Source organism: Sphingosinicella sp. SM1-17, assembly GCF_056821765.1.
The window spans coordinates 3456498-3472569 of sequence record NZ_JBPDIO010000001.1 but is presented as its reverse complement, the minus strand read 5'-3'; the positions used below and the strand labels follow the sequence as shown (position 1 = coordinate 3472569).

At 64.6% G+C, this 16072-nt stretch carries 20 protein-coding genes; 6 read left to right on the top strand and 14 right to left on the bottom strand.

Features of this window, described 5'->3' with window-relative positions; all coding sequences use genetic code 11:
• Positions 1-16 precede the first annotated feature (16 nt).
• The 3 genes from fliF to fliG all read right to left on the bottom strand — a co-directional run bounded on the left by fliF (position 17) and on the right by fliG (position 3443).
• Positions 17-1561 (bottom strand): flagellar basal-body MS-ring/collar protein FliF, encoded by a 1545-nt coding sequence (gene fliF / locus ACRYLT_RS17315; protein WP_482665472.1) that lies wholly within the window; start codon positions 1559-1561, stop codon positions 17-19.
• A 161-nt stretch (positions 1562-1722) separates the two neighbouring features.
• Positions 1723-2379 carry a FliH/SctL family protein gene (locus tag ACRYLT_RS17310; RefSeq protein WP_482665327.1) on the bottom strand — a complete coding sequence of 219 codons (657 nt, stop codon included), beginning with the start codon at positions 2377-2379 and terminating at the stop codon, positions 1723-1725.
• 29 nt (positions 2380-2408) lie between these two features.
• The gene (gene fliG, locus ACRYLT_RS17305; protein WP_482665326.1) at positions 2409-3443 is read right to left on the bottom strand and encodes a flagellar motor switch protein FliG; all 1035 of its coding nucleotides are present in this window, start codon (positions 3441-3443) and stop codon (positions 2409-2411) included.
• 88 nt (positions 3444-3531) lie between these two features.
• Here fliG and ACRYLT_RS17300 point away from each other — a divergent pair, with 88 nt between their 5' ends.
• Positions 3532-6240, top strand: a complete 2709-nt coding sequence (locus ACRYLT_RS17300) for an NHL repeat-containing protein (protein WP_482665325.1) — start codon at positions 3532-3534, stop codon at positions 6238-6240.
• A gap of 21 nt (positions 6241-6261) precedes the next feature.
• Positions 6262-6690, top strand: coding sequence for a flagellar basal body protein (locus ACRYLT_RS17295; RefSeq protein WP_482665324.1), 429 nt, complete (start codon positions 6262-6264; stop codon positions 6688-6690).
• Positions 6691-6854: 164 nt separating this feature from the next.
• Here ACRYLT_RS17295 and ACRYLT_RS17290 read toward each other — a convergent pair whose 3' ends face one another.
• From ACRYLT_RS17290 to ACRYLT_RS17280, 3 genes are read right to left on the bottom strand one after another with little or no spacing between them, the layout of a single operon-like run.
• The gene (locus tag ACRYLT_RS17290) at positions 6855-7277 is read right to left on the bottom strand and encodes a flagellar biosynthesis protein FlgN (RefSeq protein ID WP_482665323.1); all 423 of its coding nucleotides are present in this window, start codon (positions 7275-7277) and stop codon (positions 6855-6857) included.
• Positions 7267-7575: a rod-binding protein gene (locus ACRYLT_RS17285; protein ID WP_482665322.1), complete on the bottom strand. Its 309-nt coding sequence runs from the start codon at positions 7573-7575 to the stop codon at positions 7267-7269. Before ACRYLT_RS17285 ends, ACRYLT_RS17290 begins: the two co-directional genes overlap by 11 nt.
• On the bottom strand, positions 7572-8675 hold the full coding sequence (locus ACRYLT_RS17280) for a flagellar basal body P-ring protein FlgI (RefSeq protein ID WP_482665321.1): 1104 nt from the start codon (positions 8673-8675) through the stop codon (positions 7572-7574). Before ACRYLT_RS17280 ends, ACRYLT_RS17285 begins: the two co-directional genes overlap by 4 nt.
• Before the next feature lie 66 nt (positions 8676-8741).
• Here ACRYLT_RS17280 and ACRYLT_RS17275 point away from each other — a divergent pair, with 66 nt between their 5' ends.
• Positions 8742-9143 carry a flagellar assembly protein FliX gene (locus tag ACRYLT_RS17275; protein ID WP_482665320.1) on the top strand — a complete coding sequence of 134 codons (402 nt, stop codon included), beginning with the start codon at positions 8742-8744 and terminating at the stop codon, positions 9141-9143.
• A gap of 4 nt (positions 9144-9147) precedes the next feature.
• Here the strand turns inward: ACRYLT_RS17275 and flhB are convergent, their stop codons facing one another.
• From flhB to flgC, 5 genes are read right to left on the bottom strand one after another with little or no spacing between them, the layout of a single operon-like run.
• On the bottom strand, positions 9148-10215 hold the full coding sequence (gene flhB / locus ACRYLT_RS17270) for a flagellar biosynthesis protein FlhB (protein ID WP_482665319.1): 1068 nt from the start codon (positions 10213-10215) through the stop codon (positions 9148-9150).
• 3 nt (positions 10216-10218) lie between these two features.
• On the bottom strand, positions 10219-10971 hold the full coding sequence (gene fliR / locus ACRYLT_RS17265; RefSeq protein WP_482665318.1) for a flagellar biosynthetic protein FliR: 753 nt from the start codon (positions 10969-10971) through the stop codon (positions 10219-10221).
• 16 nt (positions 10972-10987) lie between these two features.
• Complete coding sequence (gene fliQ, locus ACRYLT_RS17260) at positions 10988-11251, bottom strand: flagellar biosynthesis protein FliQ (RefSeq protein ID WP_482665317.1); 264 nt, start codon at positions 11249-11251, stop codon at positions 10988-10990.
• A gap of 3 nt (positions 11252-11254) precedes the next feature.
• Positions 11255-11584 (bottom strand): flagellar hook-basal body complex protein FliE, encoded by a 330-nt coding sequence (gene fliE / locus ACRYLT_RS17255; RefSeq protein WP_482665316.1) that lies wholly within the window; start codon positions 11582-11584, stop codon positions 11255-11257.
• Between the two features lie 32 nt (positions 11585-11616).
• Positions 11617-12024 carry a flagellar basal body rod protein FlgC gene (gene flgC, locus ACRYLT_RS17250; RefSeq protein WP_482665315.1) on the bottom strand — a complete coding sequence of 136 codons (408 nt, stop codon included), beginning with the start codon at positions 12022-12024 and terminating at the stop codon, positions 11617-11619.
• 116 nt (positions 12025-12140) lie between these two features.
• Between flgC and ACRYLT_RS17245 the strand changes: the two genes are divergently transcribed.
• Genes ACRYLT_RS17245 through fliP form a run of 3 tightly spaced genes read left to right on the top strand, consistent with a single transcriptional unit; the run spans position 12141 to position 13976 of the window.
• Complete coding sequence (locus ACRYLT_RS17245) at positions 12141-12368, top strand: FliM/FliN family flagellar motor switch protein (protein ID WP_482665314.1); 228 nt, start codon at positions 12141-12143, stop codon at positions 12366-12368.
• A 2-nt stretch (positions 12369-12370) separates the two neighbouring features.
• Positions 12371-13258: a FliO/MopB family protein gene (locus ACRYLT_RS17240; RefSeq protein WP_482665313.1), complete on the top strand. Its 888-nt coding sequence runs from the start codon at positions 12371-12373 to the stop codon at positions 13256-13258.
• Positions 13251-13976, top strand: coding sequence for a flagellar type III secretion system pore protein FliP (fliP, locus tag ACRYLT_RS17235; protein WP_482665312.1), 726 nt, complete (start codon positions 13251-13253; stop codon positions 13974-13976). The genes ACRYLT_RS17240 and fliP overlap by 8 nt, the downstream gene beginning before the upstream one ends.
• 80 nt (positions 13977-14056) lie before the next feature.
• On the opposite strand, the gene ACRYLT_RS17230 is transcribed toward fliP, so the two are convergent.
• Genes ACRYLT_RS17230 through ACRYLT_RS17220 form a run of 3 tightly spaced genes read right to left on the bottom strand, consistent with a single transcriptional unit; the run spans position 14057 to position 16071 of the window.
• A complete protein-coding gene (locus tag ACRYLT_RS17230) occupies positions 14057-14716 on the bottom strand; it encodes a PilZ domain-containing protein (protein ID WP_482665311.1) in 660 nt (219 codons plus the stop codon).
• A gap of 55 nt (positions 14717-14771) precedes the next feature.
• Complete coding sequence (locus tag ACRYLT_RS17225) at positions 14772-15212, bottom strand: hypothetical protein (protein ID WP_482665310.1); 441 nt, start codon at positions 15210-15212, stop codon at positions 14772-14774.
• Positions 15213-15216: 4 nt separating this feature from the next.
• Positions 15217-16071, bottom strand: coding sequence for a flagellar motor protein MotB (locus ACRYLT_RS17220; protein ID WP_482665309.1), 855 nt, complete (start codon positions 16069-16071; stop codon positions 15217-15219).
• Position 16072: the final 1 nt, after the last annotated feature.

Here is a 16072-nt window from a genome sequence, read left to right as displayed (position 1 = left end):
GATTCATTCCTTCGGGTTAGGCAGCCATCCATTGGCGGATCACCGAAACCGCTTCGAGCGGGCTCGTCGCGACCGCTTCGCCGATCCGATTGATGGCGGAAAGTTTTACGCGGCCGTCCACCTGGGCGAGCGCGATCTCCTGATCGAGCATGCTGGCTTGCGCCTGCGCGGCAGCCAGCGCGGCTTGAGCTTCTTCGCTTCCAGCCGCGGCCGGGATGGCGAGCGGTTCAGAAGTTTCCGAGGCGACCCGCACCGGCGCCGCTCCATCGGTTTGCCGCCGGTCGCGGTTCGACCGCAGCATCCGCAGCGCCAGCAAGGCGACTCCGGCGATCACGAGCACCTTCAGAAAGCTGAAGATCTGATCCGTAGGGAGGTTCGAAAACCAGCTTTCTTCAGCGTCGACAAGCTCTTCCACCGTGAACGGCATGGCCTCGACGACAACGCTGTCGCCGCGTTCGGAGTCGAATCCAACGGCATTCTCGACGAGCCGCTGGAGCCGTTGAAGCTGAGGCTGAGGAAGGCCTTGCTGGCCTCCATCGACCATCACGGCGACGCTGAGCCGAGTGACGGCGCCGGGCGTACGCACCCGAACCGTATTGGTTCGGCTGTTCTCGAAAGTCGTATCCTCCGAAGTCTCGTTGCGCTCGGACTGACGACGGTCCCCGCCCGCCGCCTCCGGCGCCGCCTCGGCCTCCGGCAGCTGTTCGGCCACGGTTGCCGCTTCGGCAGAAGCCTCGCTTTCGTTGTTGCGGTCGCTGGACTCGACCGTCACCTGGCGGGCGATGGCCTGGCGATCCGGGTCGACGAGGCTGGCTTCCTCGCGCGACGAGTCGCGGTCGATGGTTGCCGCGACCTCCGCACGAACCTTGCCGGCGCCGACGATGGGTTCGAGCATTGCCTCGATCTGCTGGCGGAGTCGGGCCTCGATGGCCTGCTGGCGTTCGTCGGCGTCGCCGCCTCCGGCCGCACCGGCCTCGCCCGCGCGGGCCAGCAAGGCGCCGGTATGGTCGACGATCGAAACGCTCTCCGGCGCCAGCTCTGGCACAGACGAGGCAACGAGATGGCGAATCGCCTGGACCGTCTCGCCAGAGAGGCGGCCCCGGGTCTTCACCGTGACCGCCGCCGTCGCCCGCCGCGGCTCGTTCGCGAAGACGGCTCGCTCGGGCATAACGATGTGGACACGCGCCTTGGTGACGTTTTCCAGGCTCTGGATCGACTGGACGAGCTCACCTTCGATCGCTCGTGTTTCATTGAGGCGAGCGCGAGACGAGGAGACGCCGAACGGTTCCTCCTGATCGAGGATGGCATAGCCGATCCGGCCGCCAAGTCGTTCCGAGGCCAGGCTCATCCTGAGTTCGGCAAGCCGGTCCTGGGGCGCCATTATGGCGGTCCCGTCGGCGGACAGCTGAAACGGCACGTTATCGGTTCGCAGCTGGTCGACAATGGACTGAGCGGCCGCAGGGTCGAGATCGGTATAGAGGTAGCCCATCTCGCTGCTCCCGCCGGAGCGGGTGGCGAGATAGGCCAGGCCGAGCAGCATCACGGCGGCGACTCCACCCATCAGCGCGACTCGGCGCAGCCCTATCCGTCCGACAAGATCTCGTATGAAGTTCAAGGCTGGCCCCATGACAGTCGGGCGCTCGGCCCTTCACTCTGATTATAGGACGAAATGGGGCGGCAGATTTTGCCGGGCGGAATTTCTTGCCCGGTCCTCGCGTCAGCTCAGGCCGGCGGAAGAAGGGCCTCGAGCTCGGCCCGAAGTGCCTCGCGCCGAGCATCGGCATCGAGCAGGAGCCCGCCCTGACCCCATCGGATCCGGGCGTCACCGGTCGCCAGCGAGCCGTCGGCCTGGACGGTGATCGATAGCCGCCGTCGCTCCTGGCTTTGCCTGTCGGCGATGAGCTGTTCCACGGCCTGAACCTGTTCGGGATGGACGTGGATGTGAAGAGGCTGACCGCGACCCACCTGGGCAAGAGCTCGGCCGAGAGCTTCGTCGATCCCTCCGACGGGATCGACTGCCAGCGCTCGAGCGGCGATCAACTCTCCAGCCGCGAGCGCGAGCTCGCCGGCTTCTCGTGTGAGCCGAACCTCGATTTCGCTGAACCGGTTCTCGATGAGTTCGAGCGAGGCTTGAAGCGCGTCGACGGCGGCGAGAACAGCCGTTTCGCGCTCCGCCCGAGCCTGCTGAAGCCCTTCCTCATAGCCCTCGGCGCGCGCGAGGGCGATTGCCGCCTCATGGTCGCGCCGCAGGCGCCGGATCTCGTCCTTCAACGCCTCGTTTGCAGCTCGATCGGCGAGGGGATCCGGAGTCGCGGCTGGCGCTGGATCGGTGAAGACGCGATCGAACGCAAAAGGCATTACCTTGAAAGCGACTCCCACTCGGTAGCTCCCGTCAGCTCAGGATTGGATCAGATGATCAGTGCATCGTCGTTGCGCGGATCGACGAGCACGATCTCGCCGGCATCGGCCAGTGACTTGGCCAGGCGCACCAGCGCCGTCTGGGCCTCCTCGCAGTCGCGGGCCCGAACCGGTCCCATCGCAGCCATGTCGTCGCGCATCAGTTTCGCCGCCCGCTGGGTCATGCCGTTGAAGAAGAGCTCGCGCATCCCTTCGGGGGCACCTTTAAGCGCCAATGCCATTGAGCGCTTGTCCGCCTTGCGGACAATGGTTGCGATAGCGTTGGGCAGCAGGTTCATCAGATCCTGGAAGGTGAACATGAGCGCGCGGATCCGTTCGGCGGATTCCGGCGCTCGCTCGTCGAGCGCCGCCAGCATGGATTCCTCCGTCGATCGGTCCATGCAGTTGAACACGTCGGCCATGCTCTCGTGCGGATCGCGCCGCTGGGCGCGAGAGAGATTGGTCATGAACTCGGTCCGAAGGGTCGCCTCCACTTCCTGGATGACCTCCTTCTGGACGGTGTCCATTCGGAGCATGCGGTGGACGACGTCGACGCCGATCTCCCGCGGAAGCTCCGCCAGTACGCGCGCCGCATGATCGGGCTTGAGCTTGCTCAGAATGACCGCGACAGTCTGCGGATATTCGTTCTTCAGGTAGCTGGCGAGGACGGTCTCGTTCACATTGGAGAGCTTGTCCCACATCGTCCGGCCGGACGGTCCGCGAATGTCCTCCATGACCTCGCGCACCTTCTCCAGGGGCATGATTTCCGAAAGCAGCCGCTCGGTTGTCTCGTACGAGCCGTGAAGCGAGGCCATGCTGTGGATCTCTCCGGTGAACTGAACCAGGAGATGTTCGACCGCGCCCGACGGAAGCCGCCCGAGCTGCGACATGGCCGAGGAAAGCTCCTTTACCTCGTCCACCGACAGCTGTTCCCAGATCGGCGCGCCATGCTCCTTTCCGAGCACGAGCAGCAGGGCCGCGGCGCGTTGCAGGCCGGAATATTTCTTCAGCTCCGGCGGCTCGGGAGCGGTGACGGTCACGTTCATCGAATCTCTCTCGCAGATAAGTGCGGTCAGGTGCCTGAAGGGTCTGTTTTCCTCTATTATAGGAGAAGCAGGAGTGAGAGGCGCCGGAATGACGATGTACTTGTCGAACAGCCTGACCGGCCTGTCGCTGTTGACGGGTAGTAACGCCTTCGCCGGGATGAGTTATGGACTGGTGGTGGAGTCCCGCGCCGTCAGGCTCGCAAAGGCACAGTTCACGACACCGGAAACGGCCCCGCCGTGGAAGGAGAGGTCGCCAACCACGCCGCCATCGGTCCAGTTGTCCGCGATCAAGCGGATGGCCACGATCATCGACAAGTCCTTGAGCGGGAATGGACTACCCGCCGACGTCCAGACCGCCTTCATTGCCTACAAGGCGCTCGACCGACTGCGCCTCCTTGCCGAGACTGCCGTTAAACCCACGACTCCGGCCGCGGAGCGCGGCTCGTTGCAGGCAATCTTTGCCAAGGGGCTGACGGACCTTCAGAGCTTCCTTGGGCAGGCGCCGGCCGACAAGGTGAACCTCGCCTTCGCTCAGCCGGCTCGCCGCGCCGAGAGCGTCGCGATCTCGAGGTCGGATCCGTATCGCACTGTCGGTCAGGGTGTGAGCGCGACGCGCGATGCGCCACTCGCTGGCCTGAGCGGAAGCGAGCAATTCCGTTTGACGCTCACAAAGAATGGCGTCAGCGACATCGTGCAGGTCGATCTGTCGCAAACCCCACAGCCACCGACTTTGGACTCGGTGGCCGACGCGTTCAATGCGGCCATTGCCGCGATCCCCATGCTCGATCCGGATGGAACGCCTGTTACCGACTCCGACGGCAATGTCCGCTCCAAATGGGAGGCCAAATTCGTTCCGGACAAATCGACGGGCAGTTGGGGCCTGGCGCTCGACACGATGGGCGTCGGACAAGTCTCGCTCGATCAAGTCGGAGCAGGAAACTCGATCATGGTGGCCAGCGGCCTGACAGCGCTGGACGCGCCGACTGCCACCCGGATCACGCGTTTCGACGATCCGGCCGGAATGCTCGGCCAGAAGACGCTGGCAACGATCAGCGCGGTGGACCGGCTAGGGACGGAGCAAGCGGCGCTGATGGCGCCTCCTCCCAAGACGCCCAACGGTGACGTGGCCGAGCCGAAAACCGTCTTGGCATCAACCCAGGCGCGAGCGATCGTCAGCGATGCGAACGGGTTCAGCTATGTCGTTGGGACGACCGCCGGCGACCTCGGCTCCGACCGCATCGTCGGAAGCGAGGATCTGTTCCTGAGCAAGCTCGATTCGGAAGGCAAGGTCGTCTGGCAGCGCACGCTCGGCGCGGCAGGAAGCAGCGAAGGCGCCGCGATCAGCATCGCCGCCAACGGCGACATCGTCGTCGCTGGAACCGTCAAGGGCAGCTTCGAAGGAGTCGACAGCGACGGCGACATGTTGGTCGTTCGGCTCGATGCCAATGGCGACGAGCAGTTTGCGACTCTGGTCCGCTCAGGCGGCCAGGACAGCGCGCAGGCGGTGACGGTTGGCGGCGACGGTTCGATCTTCGTCGGCGGGCGGGCGGCTAGCGGCAATGGTGATGCTTTCCTCACTCGGCTCGACGGTCAAGGCAGGATCCAGGAAAGGCGAGTGATCGACAGCGGCGGAGTTGATTCGGTCACGGCGCTGGCGATGGACGCCCATGGCGAACTGCTCGTTCTCGCTAATGAGGGCGGTACGGCGCGCCTTCGGCGAATGGATTCGCAATCGCTTTCGACCGATCTCGGCACACTCGATCTCGGCACCGCCGATGCCAGAGCCATTGCCGTCGCTGCCGACGGGAGCATTGCCGTTGCCGGGGCTACCAGGGCAGCTCTGGCGGGAACCCAGGTCAACGGATTGAGCGGCGGGCGGGATGGCTTCGTCGCTCGAGTCGATTCCGGGCTGGCCGGCGCCGCGGTGACCTATGTCGGCACCGGTGCAGACGATCAGATCGACAGCGCCGTCTTCATGGATGGTTCGCTCTACCTCGGCGGGCGAACCACGGGCGATCTCAGCGGGGCCCGTCGTGGCAGCACCGATGGCTTCATCGGCCGAGTCGACATGGCAACCGGGTTGATCGAAGCGGCAAACCAGTTCGGTCAACCAACACTGCGCACCGAACCGGTGCGAATCTCCGCTGCCCGTGGTGCCGACAACGCGTTGAGCGCGCTTGGATTCAGTGGAGGTCCAGTCAACCGGGTCGAATCCGCGCGGCTGGTCGCCCAGACCAGCCTTCGCGCCGGGGACGAATTCTCCATTCGGGTGGATGGGAGACGTGCACGCAAGATCGTGATCGCCGCCGACGAAACCCTCGCCAGTCTTTCCGAGAAAGTTCGGCGTGCAGCAGGCAAGGACATCAATGTCGCCACCCCGACCGTCGGCGACGACAAGGTGCTGCGAATCGAAGCCAGAGCGGGTCACGGCATCGAGCTGATTGCCGGCGCCATTGGGCGCGACGCGCTGGACAAGCTGAGTCTCGCCGCTGCCCGACTTTCGACTCCTGCTCCCGTGCCCGCAAAGGCGCCGACGGTGCGACCGGGCGGCAGTTTCGGGCTCGGGCTCACCCATGCCCTGGATCTCGGTAGCGCCGCCAGCGCCGCCAAGGCACTCGACCGGATCAACTCGGCCCTGTCGATGACTCAGACTGCCTACCGGTCTCTCTACTGGGACAGCACCAAGGAGGCACGCGTCAATGCCTCCGGCAGCGGCGGGCACGTCTCGCCTTACCTGGCGGCGCAAGCCGCGCGCTATCAGGACACGCTCAATCGCCTGACCGCCTTCTCCTCCTAGTTGATATCGGGAACTTCTTACATGAGCGAAGCCAACCTCAACCTCCTGCGAGACATCACCCGGGCGATGCGACACCAGTCGGATCGGCAGCGCGTGGTCGCTCAGAACATCGCCAACAGCGAGACTCCAGGTTATCGCTCACGCGATGTGGAGGCGCCTGATTTTTCCAGCCTGCTGGCATCGGTGCAGGGGCAAAGCGGCGCAGCGCGAATTGCTCGACCACGGGTAGCACTCACCGCCGGCATGACTGCCCTTGGCGCTTCCTCCGGCGCTTCAGGCCGAGTGGTCGAGGATCGGGAGATCAGCGAGACCAAGCCGGATGGAAACAACGTGACGCTCGAGGACCAGTTGCTCCGAATGGGGCAGGTACAGGCGGATTTCGCCACTTTGACGGGCCTCTATCGAAAGCAAATGGGTCTGCTCCGCGGCGCGATCGGTCGCAACGGCTAAACCCGACGTCGCGGCGCATGGCCGTTTGCTGATCTCGCCAGGCGGGAAGCTTCAGCTGCCCCGCCGAATGTTCATGATGAGAATGGAAGGACAAGCGTCGCTTCCAGTCTCGACTAGATCGTTGCCGCTGCGCCTCTTCTGGGCGCAGGGCAGCTCCGGTTGAGCTAATATTTGGCGTTGGTCGAAACCGGAGTGGGTATATCTACCTGCCAGAGCTGACCCGTCGCTCCATAGGTCGCGCTGCGGGTCCCCTTGAGCCTTTTAGCCTCCGCCGCGATCGCCTCCATCATCTGCAGGGAAAGTTCTATCTGTCGCTCGAGCATCTTCGCGTTGGCGCTGGAGACATCGCGAAGCTCTGCCACCGCCTCCGTGAGAGCGTCGAGCCCCTCGGGATCGAGCGAGTCGCGCCAACCGGGTTGCTCGCGCTCGAGCTGGCTGGAGCGCGCCTCGATCAAGCCCACCAGCCGCGCCTTGGCTTCGGCTACCTCCTGAAGATCGGCGATCCTGCCGGGAATCCGCAGCATTTCGGTTTCCTCACGCATCAGCGTGACGAGCGACCGAATGGTGGCTATCAACTCATTGGGCATCTGGATCGCCTCCCTGCAAACGAATGATATGGTCCATCACGGCTGGGGCGAGACCGACTCCGCCGCTTCTTGCCATTTCGACGCCCAGTCTTTCCGCAAGGATGCCGCGGAACATCTCTTCGCCGTGGCCGCCAGAGAATTGTTCACCGATCTCGACGCTCTCCAGCATGATGCGCGCCATCTGGCCCAGGAACACGGCTTCGAATTCACGCGCCGCGACCGCCGGACTCCCGGCCGCGGGAGCGGTCTGCGCAGCGGGCTGAGCAGCGCCGACGGAGGGCCTGATCTCGTTCATCATTGTACCTCGATTTCGGCCTGCAGCGCGCCGGCGCTTTTCACCGCTTGCAGGATGGTGATGAGATCGCGCGGCGAGACCCCGAGCGCGTTCAAACCGGCAACCAGCTGTTGGAGCGATGTTCCGCCGACCATTGCCAAGGATCGGCCTTGGCCGTCGTCGACGTCGACCTGCGTTCTCGGCTCGATCGTTGTCTCGCCCAGGGAGAAGGGAGCCGGCTGCGAAACCATTGGCGTTTCGGTGACTCTGATGGTGAGGCCGCCCTGGGCGACGGCGACCGGGCTTACGCGAACATCGTTGGTCATCACCACGGTGCCGGCCGCTTCGTTGATGACGATCCGCGCTGCCTGATCGACGTCGACCTCGAGATTCTCGACTCGGGTGACGAGCTCGATCAGCGAATTCGCCCCGCCGCCGCGCGACAGCTCGACCGTAGCCGGATCGAGCACCTGGGCCGACCCGGGATACTGGCGGTTGATTGCCGCGGCGATCCGCTGAGCCGTGGTGAAATCGGGATTGCGCAACGCCAGCTTGAGGCTTCCCGCTGAACCAAGCGAATAGGGAACCTCCCGCTCGACGATTGCACCGCCGGCAATCCGCGCCGAAGTCGACACTCCACGGCTCACGCTTGCCGCTGCGCCCTGAGCTCGAAATCCTGAAACGGCGACCGGCCCTTGCGCTACGGCGTAGATCTGACCGTCCATTCCGCGAAGCGCGGAAGCGATCAAGGTCCCACCCTGGAGACTGCTTGCGTCGCCAAGTGCCGAGACCTGGACGTCAATCGTCGATCCGGAGCGGGCAAAGGGCGGCAGAGTGGCGGTGATGGAGACGGCTGCAACATTCTGCGACCGCATCTGGGCGCCGCGGACGTTGACGCCCATTCGCTCGAGCATCGCCTGCATCGATTCCTCGGTGAAAGGCACATTGCGTAGCCGATCGCCGGTACCGGCGAGGCCGACAACCAGCCCATAGCCGACAAGCTGGTTGGAGCGGACATTCTCGACGCTGACAATGTCCTTGATCCGCGGCCCCGCCAAAGCTGGCGAGCTGGTCGCGACCGCGGCAGCCGCAATCAAGGTAGCAAGAACCTGGCAAAGTCGCATATCGCCCCGATCAAATTGGAAAATGGCGTCTTTTGTCTTATAGGAAAATATAGGAGGAAACGGGAATTGGTTCAGCCAGCGGGCCCGACGTCGATCTTGCAGGCACTGCTGGCGATTCCGGTCAAGCGCGCCGCCGCCGCTGCCTTCGCTCCGCCGGCAGCCGCCGCGACGGCACCCGTCGCGCAGACCGTTTCGCCACCCACCCAATCCGTGCAGATGCTGGTCGCTTTGGCCGCCGCGGGCACCGAGCCTCGCCGCGATCCGGCCCGAGAGGCTGAGGAGGCGCTCGACGAGCTGGAGCGGTTGCACGCCGAGCTGCTCGCTGGTCGAGTCAGCCGCGAACGAGTCGAAGCCCTGAAGGACTGGACCCGTCGCCGTGGCCGCCCGCAAGAGCAGGAAATCGCGCGTCTGATGGACGAGATCGAGCTGCGGATACTGGTCGAGCTGGCCAAACAGGAGCGCGGCTGACGAGTCAGCGTCTGCCGCGGGCCAGGCGCATGACGTAGTGGATGATCTCCGCAACCGCGGCATAATGTTCGACCGGGATCGGGTGGTCGATTTCCACCGAACTGTAGAGGGCGCGAGCGAGCGGGGGACTCTCCATCACCGGAACGCCGGCTCCCGCGGCAATCTCCCGGATCTTGAGAGCGACGGCGTCCGTGCCTTTGGCGACGACGACAGGAGCCGCCATTTCTCCATGATCGTACCGAAGCGCAACCGCATAGTGGGTCGGATTGGTGATGACCACGCTGGCGGTCGGCACCGCGGCCATCATTCGACGGCGGGCCCTCTGGACTGCGATCGAACGGATTCGCGCCTTGATATACGGGTCCCCCTCGGTCTCTTTGTGCTCGTCCTTCACCTCCTGAAGGGTCATTCGCATCCGCTGGAGAAAGGCCCGCCGCTGGTAGATGAAGTCGAACAGGGCCAGGGCACCCACCAGCAGCAGAACCGCCTTCAGCATGAGCAGCACGAGCGCGCCGCTGGTGCGGGCGATCGCTTCCGGGCCCATTCCGATCAACTCGTCGACCGCGACAGCCTTGGGCCAGATGACGATCAGAACGACGGTGATCACTGCCGCGCACTTCGCCAGTGTCTTCAGGAACTCGATGAGACCGCGCAGGCCGAACATGCGCCCAAGGCCGGCGACCGGGGAAACTTTCGACCATTTGGGCTGCAGTCGTGACCAGGACAGCGACGGGCGGCCCTGGACGAAAACGATGAGGACCGCGAATCCGAACAGCAGGCCGAGAGTCGGCGCAAATATTCCGCCAAGCTCGGCGAAAAGGCCCGTGGCGAAGCCCTGCGCGCCTTCCGGCTCCATCCGGAAGCGGTCTGCCCCGCCCCACAGGCTGAGGAAGAGGCGTCCCATGTCGGTCAGCGCCTGAATTCCGATCGTGCCGAACACCGCAAGCATTGCCAGGAACATGACGGCGTGACGCATTTCCGGCGTTGTCGCCACCTCGCCCTTGCGTCGAGCGTCCTCGAGCTTCTTCTGGGTCGGCTCCTGGGTCTTCTGATCCTTGTCCTGCTCGGCCATGGCTCAGCTCCAGCCGCCTTGCATCCAGTCGGTCATCGCTTGGGCGAAGCCGGAAAGCATCGTTCCCACGACGGTGGCGAACAAAGCGAGCCCGAGAAGAATATTGAGCGGTTGGGCAATGAAGAAGACCTGGATGCTCGGCGCGAGCCGAGCCGAGAATCCGAGTGCGACGTTGAAAATGATGCCATAGACGAGAAGTGGCGCCGACAGGCTGACGGCCAACGCCATCGAGCGAGCGACGGTGGCAACGCCCAGCGCGGCGAGATCGCCCGCGTTCGGAGCCGCGCCGACGGCAAAGAGATCGTAAGAGCGGATGATCGCGCCGATCCAGAGGTGGTGGAGGCCGAGGGCCATGCACAGGACTGCAGCTCCGACGGCCACCAGCTTGGCAAGGATCGGAGTTTGACCGCCGGTCGAGGGATCGAAGATGATGGCCGAGGAAAGACCGACCTGAAGGCTGACGATCGATCCTGCCACGATTGCGGCGAAGAACATCAGCCTGACCATCATCCCGAGCGCCAGCCCGATGAGCAGCTCAATGACGATGATCGCGGGAAGCCCGCTTTCGTCGCGCGCTGCCGGCAATACGTTGTGATCGAGCAGACCCCACATCCCCGCGGTCAGTCCGAAGGCGATGAGCAGCCGAATCCGCCCGGGCACCGCTTCCTCGGAAAACACCGGAAGGACCATCAGAACCGCGCCGACCCGAGCGAACAGGATCAGGAAGCCGGTAGCTTGGAGCGGCAGATCCTGCATGACTCGGAGCCGGGTCTCAGCCCGAGACAATCCGCGACGTCAGCTCCGACATGAAGCTCGAGAGCGCCTGCCCGATCATCGGCAGGCTCATCACCAGGACCAACCCGATCGCGAGAATCTTCGGCACAAAGGTCAGAGTCATTTCCTGAATCTGGGTCAATGCCTGGATGAGACCGATCAAGACACCGACGATGAGCGAGACGATCAGCATCGGACCGGCGACGGTCAGAACGAGCAGCAAAGCCGACTTCGCAATCGCAAGGATGTCGTCCGGCGACATGACTCAGATCTGCATCCGCATGATCTCGGAATAGGCGTTCACAACGCGGTCGCGGACGGCAACGACGGTGTCGAGAGCGGTTTCCGCCGCGCCGATCGCGGTGACGACGTCGATGAGGTCGCCCCGGCCCGCGACCTGCATCGCGCTCGCGGTCTCGGCTACGCGCAGGCTCTGGGCGGCATCGCCGATCAGGCCTTCGATCATTCCGCCGAACCCGGCGCCTTCGGGTGCCGGAGCGCCCGTCACGGGCCGAATGCCGGTTCCGCCGGACACGCCGGAAGTACCGAGGACGCGGCCGTAGGCCGACGCGGCGTCAAGAGCGCCGATGGACATAGCTTGATTCCTTTTGATCGGGTCGAAAGGGTCTATTTGAGCAGGTCGATGGTCCGCATCGTCATGCTCTTCGCCGCTTCGATGGCGTTGAGGTTGGCTTCGTAGGAGCGCTGCGCCGCGCGCATGTCCGCAGTCTCGATGAGGCTGCTCACGTTCGGTCGCTCGACATAGCCGTTGGCGTCCGCAGCGGGGTGGCCTGGCTGGTAGATCCGTTGAAAGGCGGAGTTGTCCGTGGTGATGGCGCGAACCTCCACGCCGCGTGCACCCTGCGCATTCTCCAGATTGGACTGGAAGGTGACGACTCGACGGCGATAGGGGTCGCCGCCGGGCGTGCTCGCCACGGAGTCGGCATTGGCGAGATTTTCCGAGATCACCCGCATCCGCAGCGATTGGGCACGAAGTCCCGAGGCCGAGATGTTCACCGAGCTTTTGAGGTCCATGATCGTCTCCACGCGGCGAACGGCCGCACTTCCGATCTTATAGGCAGATTTTGCCTAGTGGTGGCCGTTAACCCTGAAAATCATTCCTATAAGTCCTCCAGAAGGAGGCGCAGCTCGTGCTCGATGATGTCCCCGTAGAAATGTCGATCGTGCTTGGTTCCACCCGGCTGCCGATCCGCCAGTTGCTGAAGATGGGCCGTGGCGCTCTGATCCCGCTCGACTGCGGGTACGACGATCCGACCGAACTCTACGTGAACGACCAGTTGGTCGCGCGCGGCAAGATTCAGGTGGCGGGTGATCGAATGTCGCTCGAGGTCACCGAAGTCGTGAAGCGGAGCCGCTGAGCATGGACGCTCTGGCACTGCTTCGAACCCTTGGCGGCCTTGGTGCCGTTCTCGGGATCCTCGCCTTCGCCCTTTGGGCCGTGCGCCGGTTCGACATCCGCCTTCCCGGCCGAGTGGCCGTCGGCGGCGCCGGGCAGCGGCTGCAATTGATCGAGCGGACGAGCCTGGATTCGCGCCGTTCGATTGCGCTTCTGCGCCGCGACGGACGCGAGCATCTCATCCTTATTTCGCCCGAAGGCAATCTCATCGTCGAATCAGGCATCGTTCGCGACGATCTTGACGCCGCCGCGGAAGAGGAGCGCCGCCGCACCGAGGCGGAAGCGATGGCGCTGTCGAAGGCGGAGATGGAGGCTCTTCGGCAATCCTTCGGGGCCTTTCTCGAAAGAACCCGCTCAGGCGTTCGAAAGAAGGTCGGTGGCGCCGTCAGCGCCGCCGGGGAGCTGGCGCGTCTGGTTCCTCCGATAGCGGATGCGAAGTCTACGTCGTTCAACAGCCTCGTCGAAAGTCGCCTCGGCGAAACCGAATCCGCCACGCTGGCGCCGGTCGAACAGCCGGCAAGTCGCGACCGCAAGCCTGCGGAGTATCTCGCCAATAAACTTCACCGTATCTCGGCCTGCTGCATCAAGATTCGCAGCCGCGCACTGGAACGGATTCGCCTCCTGTCGACCTCGCCAGCAGCTGCCGGTGAGCGACAAGTCAGTGAATGCCGGAGCAAGTCTCTGGCGAAGACCGAGGCACTGCAGGATTCTCCCAAACTGCGCCCCGAGACGCGCGTGGCCGCTGCGCCGGGCGGAGCGGCGGGCAAGCCGGGGACACGTCGCGCGAAGAAGAGGCCGCCGCGGCCAACCGGCAATCCGGCGCGACACAGAAGGGCCAAAAGCCATGGTTAAGCTCCTGCGCACGGCAGCCATCGCGATCGCTTTGGCCATGCCGGCGGCCGCGCTCGCCCAGACGACCTCGATCAATCTCGGCGAGGGATCGATCAGCGGCCGAGCGATTCAGCTCGTGCTGCTGCTGACCATCTTGTCGCTCGCGCCCGGGATCCTGATGACCGTTACCTGCTTCACCCGAATCGTCGTCGCTCTCTCGCTGCTTCGGACCGGCATTGGAGCGCCCGGAGTGCCTCCCAACCCCGTGCTGATCAGTCTGGCTCTCTTTCTGTCCTTCTTCGTCATGGCGCCGACTTTTCAGCAGGCATGGAATGACGGTGTGAAGCCCTACAACGAAGGTCGGATCAGCGAGGAGCGAGCGTTCGAACGGACGGCGGAACCGTTCCGTGTGTTCATGCTCGGGCAGGTCCGCGATGATGACCTTCGACTGTTCAACGAGATGTCCGACAGTCCACCCGCGCCCCGCGCGGAAACCCCGCTGGCGACTTTGATCCCCGCTTTCATGATCTCCGAGTTGCGCCGAGCCTTCGAGATCGGCTTCCTGCTCCTGCTGCCCTTCCTGGTCATCGACCTGGCAGTGTCAGCGGTGCTGATGGCAATGGGAATGATGATGCTGCCGCCACCGACCATTTCGCTGCCGATGAAAATTATCTTCTTTGTCCTCGTCGACGGCTGGGCGTTGGTCGCGGGCTCGTTGGTGAGAAGTTTCACTGGTTAGCGGCGGCACGACCCGGTCCGCTCCTCCGATTTTCGTCGAGCCGTGGCTGAGAGTGAAGCGGCTCCCCGGCCCAGCCCGTTCTAGATCGCCGCGGCGACCTGGGAGGTGTCGTCGCCGCGGCGATCGGCGAGCCACTGGGCCAGCCGTTCGAATGGCAAGGGTTCATAGAAGGCCAAGCCTGCCTCTTCGCCGCGGACCCAGCGAACCCCGCCGCTCTTCAGCGGCAAGCCGCTGATCGACAGGCTCAGCCGCTCGTCCAGTCTCGGACGGAACGGCAGGCGCAATCGAGCGCCGCTTTGGGAGAGGTCGATCAAGGCTGCTTCGTGAAGACCATCGCGACCGGCAACCTGGACTGGCCTCTCGATCCGGAAACGGGGCGGTCGTCGACCGGGAGTGCGAACCAGACGGCTCCTTGGCGCCACATGGAGCAGCTGCTCGACGTCAACCCGCTCGACAAGGGCGACGCCCGCTACCGAGCCGCGGCTCCAGGCGACCTTGCCCGCGAGTTCCGCCAGTCCGTGAAGTTCAACCCGCAAAACGTCGCCCGCAGCTACAGGAATGTGTGTCTCGATCTGCAGGCCCGTCGCCGAGATATTGCGGATGCGGCAAAGACCTTCCTGGGCTGCCGTGATGAGCTTGCCCGTCATCAGCAGCGTCAGCGTTCGAGTGGCTCGCGGCGAGAAATGGCTGGGAGCGTCGGAGTGTGGATCTACGGGCTCGTTCGACCGACTGTCGATCACGATCCTGCTCCCTTACAGCCGCGCAGTTCCGGCATGTCTCGGCTGCGGTTCCGGATCATGCCGGATTGGCCTGAGTGATCGCGACCCGGTGAACGGTGCCGGGCCCGAATGCCTCCGGCGCCGAGGTCATTACGACCTTCCGGAACAAGTCGATGCTAGGCAGCATTCCGTCGGGCCCGCTCGCCAGCGGAGTACGGAAGGTCCTGAGGTTGATCGCGTGGAGGAGGAGTGGGAGCCTTGCCGCAACGGCTTCCGCCTGCTCCTGATCGACCTCCAGCTGTACTTCGAACCTGTAATAGCCGGCGAGACGCCCGTCTGGAAGAACAAGCGGCGCCAGGACCGGACCGGCGGGAACGAAGACTCTGTCGAGCTCGGCCGTCGGTGCGGATGCCGCTGCCGGCGCCGGACCCAGGAGCAGCCCCGTCACGAAAGCGGCGCCGCCGCCGACGCCCGCCCCGGCAACGAGAACGAGGAGACCGGTGAGGATCCGCTTCATCGGGTCAGAACCTGAAGCTGACGTCGTTCGGAAGAGCCGAAGGCTCAGCGAGCAGTACGAGCGTGATCCGCCGGTTCTCCGGACGGTCGGGCTGGTCGGGATAGACGAGGCGGGACGAGCCAAGCGCGACCACCTCCGTGAAGCGGTCCTGCGGCAGACCGGACGCGATCAGAGCCGAGCGTGCGGCAAGCGCGCGTTCGCCCGAAAGACGCCAGTTCGAATCGGACTGCCCGCCGACCCCGTCGGTATGACCCTCGACGGCGATCTGAACCCCTGAGCGGGCGATCTTGCGAGCGAGGTCAGCCAGGATCGCCCGGGCATAGGGGTTGAGCTCTGCGGTGCCCGGCCGGAACATGGAGCGGTTCGCCGTATCCATCAGGTTGACCCTGACCCCCTCACGCGAGGGGGCGACCCGGACGCTTTCGCGAGACGCTTCCTGCGGAATGGCGTCGAGGACGATCCTCAGCTCCTGCGCAAGAACGCGCATCGACGCGTCCGGGATGCTGGCCGTTCCACCACGGGCGCTTCCCGCGGTAGCCGCCTCGGCATTCGGCTGGCCCGTGGCCGTCGGACTGTCCGACTGAGCGCGGCGAGTCCGGCCGCCTGCGCCCGCCAATTCGCCGGTACCAGTGGAACTGGCGGGGGAAGGCGGTGTCGGCGTGAAATGCTCCGCCAGTCCCTTGAGTCGGTCTTGAGGCGCCTCGGAGATCAGCCAGAGCAGCATGAAAAAGGCCATCATCGCCGTCACGAAGTCGGCATAGGCGACTTTCCAATGGCCGCCATGGTGCCCGGCCGCCGCCACCCGCTTCTTGCGGACGATGATCGGCCTCTGGTTGGCCCCGGCTGGCTTGGTCGCCATG

Coding starts and splice junctions, on each gene's coding strand:
- ACRYLT_RS17290 (WP_482665323.1), bottom strand. CDS start 7,277: ATGCCCAATGAGTTGATAGCCACCATTCGGTCGCTCGTCACGCTGATG.
- fliF (WP_482665472.1), bottom strand. CDS start 1,561: ATGGGTGGAGTCGCCGCCGTGATGCTGCTCGGCCTGGCCTATCTCGCC.
- flhB (WP_482665319.1), bottom strand. CDS start 10,215: ATGGCCGAGCAGGACAAGGATCAGAAGACCCAGGAGCCGACCCAGAAG.
- fliG (WP_482665326.1), bottom strand. CDS start 3,443: ATGAACGTGACCGTCACCGCTCCCGAGCCGCCGGAGCTGAAGAAATAT.
- fliE (WP_482665316.1), bottom strand. CDS start 11,584: ATGTCCATCGGCGCTCTTGACGCCGCGTCGGCCTACGGCCGCGTCCTC.
- ACRYLT_RS17240 (WP_482665313.1), top strand. CDS start 12,371: ATGGACGCTCTGGCACTGCTTCGAACCCTTGGCGGCCTTGGTGCCGTT.
- ACRYLT_RS17280 (WP_482665321.1), bottom strand. CDS start 8,675: ATGCGACTTTGCCAGGTTCTTGCTACCTTGATTGCGGCTGCCGCGGTC.
- ACRYLT_RS17220 (WP_482665309.1), bottom strand. CDS start 16,071: ATGGCGACCAAGCCAGCCGGGGCCAACCAGAGGCCGATCATCGTCCGC.
- fliQ (WP_482665317.1), bottom strand. CDS start 11,251: ATGTCGCCGGACGACATCCTTGCGATTGCGAAGTCGGCTTTGCTGCTC.
- flgC (WP_482665315.1), bottom strand. CDS start 12,024: ATGGACCTCAAAAGCTCGGTGAACATCTCGGCCTCGGGACTTCGTGCC.
- ACRYLT_RS17300 (WP_482665325.1), top strand. CDS start 3,532: ATGACGATGTACTTGTCGAACAGCCTGACCGGCCTGTCGCTGTTGACG.
- fliR (WP_482665318.1), bottom strand. CDS start 10,971: ATGCAGGATCTGCCGCTCCAAGCTACCGGCTTCCTGATCCTGTTCGCT.
- ACRYLT_RS17285 (WP_482665322.1), bottom strand. CDS start 7,575: ATGATGAACGAGATCAGGCCCTCCGTCGGCGCTGCTCAGCCCGCTGCG.
- fliP (WP_482665312.1), top strand. CDS start 13,251: ATGGTTAAGCTCCTGCGCACGGCAGCCATCGCGATCGCTTTGGCCATG.
- ACRYLT_RS17225 (WP_482665310.1), bottom strand. CDS start 15,212: ATGAAGCGGATCCTCACCGGTCTCCTCGTTCTCGTTGCCGGGGCGGGC.
- ACRYLT_RS17295 (WP_482665324.1), top strand. CDS start 6,262: ATGAGCGAAGCCAACCTCAACCTCCTGCGAGACATCACCCGGGCGATG.